General features: G+C 72.9%; 5 protein-coding genes and 2 pseudogenes. 2 read left to right on the forward strand and 5 right to left on the reverse strand.

The features are described 5' to 3' along the window. Positions 1-177 precede the first annotated feature (177 nt). Both AB0903_RS14360 and AB0903_RS14365 read right to left on the reverse strand, forming a co-directional pair. Positions 178-2,541, reverse strand: coding sequence for a PQQ-binding-like beta-propeller repeat protein (locus AB0903_RS14360; RefSeq protein WP_366702502.1), 2,364 nt, complete (start codon positions 2,539-2,541; stop codon positions 178-180). Positions 2,542-2,967: 426 nt separating this feature from the next. After that, positions 2,968-3,759, reverse strand: a pseudogene (locus tag AB0903_RS14365) (VOC family protein); the annotation flags it as partial. Positions 3,760-4,079: 320 nt separating this feature from the next. On the opposite strand from AB0903_RS14365, the gene AB0903_RS14370 reads away from it, so the two are divergent. Next, the gene (locus AB0903_RS14370; protein ID WP_366702504.1) at positions 4,080-4,727 is read left to right on the forward strand and encodes a TetR family transcriptional regulator; all 648 of its coding nucleotides are present in this window, start codon (positions 4,080-4,082) and stop codon (positions 4,725-4,727) included. Between the two features lie 180 nt (positions 4,728-4,907). Continuing rightward, positions 4,908-5,396 carry a hypothetical protein gene (locus tag AB0903_RS14375; RefSeq protein WP_366702506.1) on the forward strand — a complete coding sequence of 163 codons (489 nt, stop codon included), beginning with the start codon at positions 4,908-4,910 and terminating at the stop codon, positions 5,394-5,396. A 25-nt stretch (positions 5,397-5,421) separates the two neighbouring features. On the opposite strand, the gene AB0903_RS14380 is transcribed toward AB0903_RS14375, so the two are convergent. The 3 genes and pseudogenes from AB0903_RS14380 to AB0903_RS14390 form a co-directional block, all read right to left on the reverse strand. Beyond that, a complete protein-coding gene (locus tag AB0903_RS14380; protein WP_366702508.1) occupies positions 5,422-6,198 on the reverse strand; it encodes an enoyl-CoA hydratase/isomerase family protein in 777 nt (258 codons plus the stop codon). Next, complete coding sequence (locus AB0903_RS14385; RefSeq protein WP_366702510.1) at positions 6,195-6,617, reverse strand: OB-fold domain-containing protein; 423 nt, start codon at positions 6,615-6,617, stop codon at positions 6,195-6,197. The genes AB0903_RS14380 and AB0903_RS14385 overlap by 4 nt, the downstream gene beginning before the upstream one ends. 1 nt (position 6,618) lies before the next feature. Further along, a pseudogene (locus AB0903_RS14390) lies at positions 6,619-7,089 on the reverse strand (lipid-transfer protein); the annotation flags it as partial. Between the last annotated feature and the right edge of the window lie 88 nt (positions 7,090-7,177).

The raw sequence follows: 7,177 nt of genomic DNA on the forward strand, positions 1-7,177 counted from the left end.
CCACCCGGACCCGGTACCGCGCCGCGCGCAGTGTCCTCAATCGCCGGCGGGGCTCCTTTGGAGCCCCGCCGGCGATTGAGGCGCGGGAGTCCGGGGGCAGAGCCCCCGGTTCAAAAGGGGCGGAGAGGGGACAAGCCCGCGCAGCGGCCCGGCGGTCCGGCAGCCCCGCCGCGCGCGTCAGCGGGTGCCGCGGCCCGTCGCCGTGCCCTTCACCGCGTCCAGCGCGTACACGCACCGGTCCTTGCTGCACGCGTACACCACACCGTTCTGCGCCACCGGCGAACCCGTGATCTCGCCGCCCGTCGCGAGCTTCCAGCGGAGCTGGCCGCCGCTCGCGTCGAGCGTGTAGAGGACGTGGTCGGCGGAGCCGAAGTGCACGCGGCCGTCCGCGACGACCGGCGCGCCGACGACCTCGCCGCCGGCGGCGAAGCGCCACATCGGTGTGCCGGTCACCGCGTCCAGTGTGTAGAGCGCACTGCCGCTGCCGACATGGACGTTGCCCGCGGCGACCAGGACCGGCTCGCCGGACTGGCGGGACTCGGTCGCGATGCGCCAGCGGTCCTTGCCGGTCGTGGCGTCGAGGGCGTACACGGTGCCGAGGTAGTCGGCGAGGTACACGCCGCCGCCGGTCACGGCGGGGCCGGGGGCGAAGGCGGGCGGGGAGAGGAACACGGCCGGTGCCTCGAAGTGCCAGCGCACCAGTCCGGACGCGATGTCGACGGCGAGCACGCGGGTGCCCGCCGAGACGTACACGTATCCGTCGGGCGCCGGCTGGACCCGCACGGGCACGTTCCCGCACGAGGCCGCGTCGCCGATCGGGTACGACCAGCGCTCGTCACCCGTCCGGGCCTCCAGGGCGCGCAGTCGCGCGTCCTTCCACACGTACACGGTGTCGCCGAAGACCGCGGGCCCGGCCTCAGGGGTCTCGAAGTCGGTCTGGGCCCCGGTGATCTCCCACAGCTTCTCGCCGTTGGACGCCTCCCACGCCTGTACGCCGCCGCCGCGGGTGCCGGTGAGGACCGTGCCGCGGTCGACCTTGAGGGAGTACACCCAGGCGTCGGTCGTCAGCCGCCAGCGTTCGGTGCCGCTCGTGGCGTCCAGCGCGTACAGCGTCGGGCCGTCGGAGGCGTGGATACGGCCCGCGGCGACCGCCATCGCCCAGGCCACGTCACGGGTCTTGAACTGCCGGCGGCCTGTGCCGACGTCCAGGGCGTGGACCTCGAACGAGGTGACGTAGAGCAGGTCCCCGTCGACGACCGGCGTGCCCCAGACGTCGTTCGACATGCGGAAGCGCCAGGGCCGCCAGTGACCGGGCGCGGCGTCCGGCGCCTGGGCGGGGGGTGGGACCGGCGACGGGGCCGTGGCCACGGCGCCGCCTGCGGGTTCCGCACCGCTGCGCCCGCCGGGCGGGCGCACCCAGCCGGTGGCGGGGGCGGCCTCCGCGACCGCGGCACGGCCGGTCTCCGCGACCCGGGGACCGGGACCGATGGGCACGTTGGAGCCCGGCAGCAGTACCGGGCCGCCGTCGGGGGAGTGCGCGGCTGCGGGCGCGACCGGCGGCGGGGGCGCCTGCGGCGGTGCCTGCGGGACGGGAGGCGGGGTGGCGGGCCGGGAGGGCACGGGACGCTGGACCGCGACCGCGGGGCGGCCGCCCCCGCGGCGGGTCTCGATCATGGCGTTGGCCCGCGAGGGCAGCCACGCGGAGGCGGTGCCGCTGTCGTCGCCACCGGACGAGAACAGGTGCGGCGCGAGCTGCGCCTGCAGATCCTCGGGCGTGGGCCGCATCCCGGCGTCCATCTGCATGCACGAGTCGATCAGCGGCCGCAGCTCGTCGGGCAGACCCTCCAGGTCGGGACCCTCCCGCAGCAGCATGAACACCGTCTCCACCGGGTTCGCGCCGTGGAAGGGGGCGTGCCCGGTGGCGGCGAAGACGAGGGTGGAGCCGAGCGAGAAGACGTCGCTCGCGCCGGTCACGCTGCGGGAGTCGCGTGCCTGCTCGGGCGACATGTACGCGGGGGTGCCGACGGCGACGTTGGTCATCGTCAGCCGCGTGTTGGAGACGCCGGACGCGATGCCGAAGTCGATGACCCGCGGCCCGTCCTCGACGACCAGCACGTTGGACGGCTTGAGGTCGCGGTGGACGAGGCCCGCGCCGTGGATGGACTGCAGGGCCTCCGCGATGCCGGCCGCGAGCCACCGCACGGCCTGTGCGGGCAGTGGCCCGCACTCGTTGACGACCTCCTCGAGGGAGGGCGCCGGTACGTACGCGGTCGCCAGCCACGGCACGGCGGCCCGCGGATCGGCGTCCACCACGGCGGCGGTGTAGAAGCCGCTGACCGCGCGGGCCGCCTCCACCTCGCGCGTGAAGCGGACGCGGAACAGCTGGTCCTCGGCGAGCTCGGTGCGCACCGTCTTGATCGCGACCCGGCGGCCGGACGCCGACCTGGCGAGATAGACCAGTCCCATGCCGCCGGCACCGAGCCGGCCCAGCACCTCGAACGGACCGATCCGTCTCGGGTCGTGCTGCGTCAGCTGCTCCATACTTGCGTGCCACCTCCCCGTACGGGCTCCCATGAAGTGGAGCCCGTCACTTACAGCCCCGTGCAGGGTCTCACCATCGAGCCCCGCAGCGGTGAGCACCCTGATTCTTCCTGTCCGGGGCCACGGTTGCGAACCCGGGGGCGGATCGGGGTGTCTCACCGCGATTCGGGCGCTCCTGTGAGGTCTGCGCACGGGCGCGGGGCCCTCGTCGGCACGGAGTGCGGGGTGGACTCACCCTGCTTTCCGGTGGGCGGTGTCCGGCCTCCCGTCCCCGCGCCTCCCGGAGCCGGGGCCCTCCAAGGGCCCTGTCCCGGCCGCTTCCGGTTCCTTCGCGGCTTCCGGGGCCGGCGGCTCGGACCGCTGTGACCCGCCCGCCTCGGACATCTCCTCGCCGTGCTGCTCCCCGGCGGGCGCGCCCGACCGGTCCGGCTCGGCCAGCACCGCGAAGACGGCGCCCTGGTTGTCGCCGAAGGTGGCGATCCGGCCGTACGGGGTGTCCTCGGGCGCGCTGCGGACCCGGCCGCCGAGTCGGACGACCTCCTCGGCCGCCGCGTCGCAGTCGGTCACACAGAAGTAGACGAGGAAGTGACCGGGCATCTCGGGCGGGAACTCGTCGGTGATCACGCTGCGTCCTCCGACGGCGGTCGCCTCGCCCGGTTCAGTGCCTGCGGGCGACCAGATGCGGAAGCCGGCCATGGGGCCGGTCAGGTCCGTGCCCTGGAAGCGGAAGACCGACTCGTAGAAGGCGTCGGCGCGCTCCGGGTCCCTGGTGTACACCTCGGTCCAGCAGTACGAGTTCGGTTCGTCGTGCTTCTCGAAGCCCGCCCGCTCGCCCGCCTGCCACAGCCCGAACACCGCGCCGCCCGGGTCCGCGACGACCGCCGAGGTGCCGGTGGGCCCGGCGGGCAGTGGGTGGGTGATCACCTGGCCGCCCCGGTCGGCGATGCGCCGGCCGAGGGCCGCGGCGTCGGGGGTGGCGAAGTAGACGCCCCACACGGTGGGCATACGCCCGTCCCGCTTCGGTGTGAGCGCGGCGACGAGGCGTCCGTCGCTGTACGCGTCGGCGTGCCGGGCGCGTACGCCGCCGCCGGGGGCCTGGCCGCCGCCCCCTTCGGTGAAGGTCCATCCGAAGAGCTCGCCGTAGAAGCGCTTGCCCGCCTCCACGTCGGGGAGCGATGCGTCCACCCAGCACGGCGTGCCCTCTGTGAATGCGGCCATGGACCTGATTCCTTCCCTGGGTGAGGTGCCCGGGTGGTGCACGGTGCTGCCCGGTGTGGTGCCCGTCACTTTCAAGCTAACGGCGCATCACGCGTAGCGCGCGGAATCAAATCGAACCTTTGAGCGGAAATCTCCCGATATGCCGGACGGCGGGGGGTGGCCGGAGCGGGCTCGCGGAGCCGTTTGTGGTGGGTTCGTTGCGTTGCGTTGTCCACCGAAGTTGTCCACAGGGTGTTGATAACACTATTGCGTTCTGTGGTCGGCACCCCATTTGCAGTCGGCCGAATCGCGCCCCGATCACCCCTCGGTAAGCTGACGGCATGACAGGACAAGTGCGCACCGTCGACGGCCGGGTCGCCGGACGACGCGGCCAGGCGACGCGGCAGAAGCTGCTCGACTGCCTCAGCGAGATGCTCAGTTCCTCGCCGTACCGGGACGTCAAGGTCATCGACGTGGCTCGGAAAGCGGGCACTTCGCCCGCGACGTTCTATCAGTACTTCCCCGATGTCGAGGGTGCCGTTCTCGAGATCGCCGAGGAAATGGCCAAGGAGGGTGCTCAGTTGACCGAATTGGTCTCCGGGCGTTCCTGGACGGGCAAGGCCGGCTGGCGGACCGCGGAGGAACTGGTCGAGGGATTCCTCGATTTCTGGCGTCGCAACGACGCGATCCTCCGGGTCGTCGATCTTGGTGCGGCCGAGGGTGACAAGCGGTTCTACAAGATCCGGATGAGGGTCCTGAACTCGGTCACCAACTCGCTCACGGACGCCGTCAAGGAGCTCCAGGGCAAGGGTCGGGTCGACAAGGACGTCAGCCCCGCGGCGATGGCCGGGTCGCTGGTGGCGATGCTGGCGGCAGTCGCCTCCCATCAGAAGGGCTTCACGACCTGGGGCGTCAAGCAGGCCGAACTGAAACCGAACCTGGCCCTGTTGGTCCATCTGGGCATCACAGGGAAGAAGCCGACGAAGTAACCGCGGGGCGGAGCGATCCGCCCCGCCCCGCGCAAGAGTCCTGTCACGCCGACGGCGGCCGCCCCACGGGGGACGGCCGCCGTCGGCGCTCTTGTGTCCGGGGTGTCCGTTCTCGCTGCCAGGGTGACGTGCGCTCGTCAATCGGGCCCATCTGCCGACACTTTCAACAGGGGTTGAAACGTGAAGATCCGTCATGTCCGCGCCATCGCCGTCTTCGGGATAGCGCTCGTCGCGCTGACGGGAGCCCGCGGCTCCGGTGGCGGCTGCGACAACTCCGGCAGCTCCAGCTCGTCCAGCAGCGGCGACAGCCACCGCGACGACGACGGCACCAGCGGTGGCGCCAGTTCGGGCGGGTCGGTGCCCGGCACCGGTGCCGACAAGGCCGCCCGCGACGTGACGATCAACGAATGCGAGTACGACCCGGCGACGAAGAACCTGACGGCGAAGATCAGCATCGACAACAGCGGCTCGCTGGACTACGACTACAACGTCACCATGAAGTTCACCGGCGGCGCCGGCAGCGCCGTGGTCCCCGCCACCGCGATCAAGGCCGGGATGGCCGTCGCGGCGGGCGGCACCCGGAGCGCCGAGCTGACCACGCCGTACACCGGCACCGGCGACGGCTCCGAGTACACCAAGTGCGAGGTCACGCGGGTCAGCCGCCTCTGAGACCCGCGATCGGCGTCACCGGGGCTCAGCGCAGCCGAAAACCACCCCTGCCCCGCCCGCTCGCGAAGAGCTCGGCCTGCCGCTCCGGCGGCAGGTTGCCGAGTACGACCAGGTGCGGGGCATGGGCGAGCGCCTGTGCGCGCGCCGCCTCGCCGGCCGACCACACCGCGCGGACCGTTCCCTGCACGGCGTCCGTCGGGTGCGACGCCACCACCGCCGCGGCCCGCAGCGCCGCCGCCACGGCGCCGCCCGGCCCGGTCAGCTCGGAGACCAGCCCGATCTCGTACGCCCGCCGGGCCGTCAACCGCTCCGCCGTGCCCATCAGGGCCGTCCTGGCCACCTCGCCCGCCGGCATCCGCTGCGCCATGTAGACGGTCTCGTAGGCGCTGACCATGCCGTACGTCGTGTGCGGGTCGAAGAACGTGGCCTCGTGCGAGGCGATCACGAAGTCGCTCTCGCCGAGCAGGTAGAAGGCGCCGCCGCAGGCCATCCCCTCCACGGCGGCGATCACCGGTTTCCACAGGTCGTTGGCCTTGGGGCCGACGGTGAGGAGCGGGTCGTCGACGGAGTACGGGGAGGGCGGCTGCGGGACCTCCGCCGAGCGGTCGACGCCCGTGCAGAACGCCTTGCCGCCGGCGCCGGTGACCACGGCCGCGCGCACCGACGCGTCATGGCGGAAGTCCCGCCACACCGAGCCGAGTTCGGCGGCGGTCTCCAGATCGAGAGCGTTGTGCTTCGCGGGCCGGTCGAGGGTGACCAGGGCCACGCCGGTGTCCTCGTCGGTCTCCACCCGGATGCTCATGAGCGCTCCAGCAGCCAGCGCGGCATTCCGTCGCCGTCGAACACCACGCGCACACCGGCACCGATGCGCAACCGGGCCGGGTCGACGGAGTTCAGCGGCGCGTCCGGGGCCGCCACCACATTGCCGACGAGCCGGATGCGCGGGGCGTCCACGAGTTCGACGACGACCGCGTTGTAGGGGGCCTGCTCGGCGTAGCCGGGCAGCAGCGGCGGGTGGGGGAGCACGTAGGACCAGATACGCCCGCGCCCGGTCGTCCGGCGCCATTCGACATCGAACGAACCGCAATGGGGGCAGCACGGGCGGGGCGGGAAGCGCAGCTCGCCGCAGGCGGGCGCGGCGCACGCCTGGACGCGCAGTTCGCCGCGGGCCGCGTACGCCCAGAACGGGGCGCCGTCGTCGTCGATGACCGGTCGCAGCATCTCAGCTCCTCAGCAGCAGTGCCGATGTCGGTACGCCCTCGCCGGCGGTCACCAGGCAGGTCCCGGCGCCCGGCACCTGGGACGTCGAGGTGCCCCGCAGCTGTGCGACGCCCTCGGTGATCAGGTTGAAGCCGTGGACGTACGCCTCGCTGAGTCCGCCGCCGCCGGTGTTCAGCGGCAGCCTGCCGCCGGTCTCCAGCGCGCCGCCCTCGGTGAACGCCGCACCCTCGCCCCGGCCGCAGAAGCCGTAGCCCTCCAGCGACAGCGGGATCAGCGGGGTGAACGCGTCGTAGATCTGCGCCACGTCCACGTCCTGCGGGCCGAAGTCGGCCTGCTTCCACAGCTGCCGGGCCGCCGTCCACGCGGGGCCGGTGAGCGGGTCGTCGTTCCAGTAGTTGACCATCCCGTGGTGCTGCGCGGGCAGGCCCTGGGCGGCGGAGTGGACGTACACGGGTTTCTGCCTGCAGTCGCGGGGGGGGGGGGGGGGCCCCCCCCCCCCCCCCCCGCGGGGGGGGGGGGGGGGGCCCGGGGGGGAGAGGAGGAGGCGGGGGGGGAGCGGG

The organism is Streptomyces sp. NPDC048389, assembly GCF_040706335.1.
Lineage (GTDB): Bacteria > Actinomycetota > Actinomycetes > Streptomycetales > Streptomycetaceae > Streptomyces.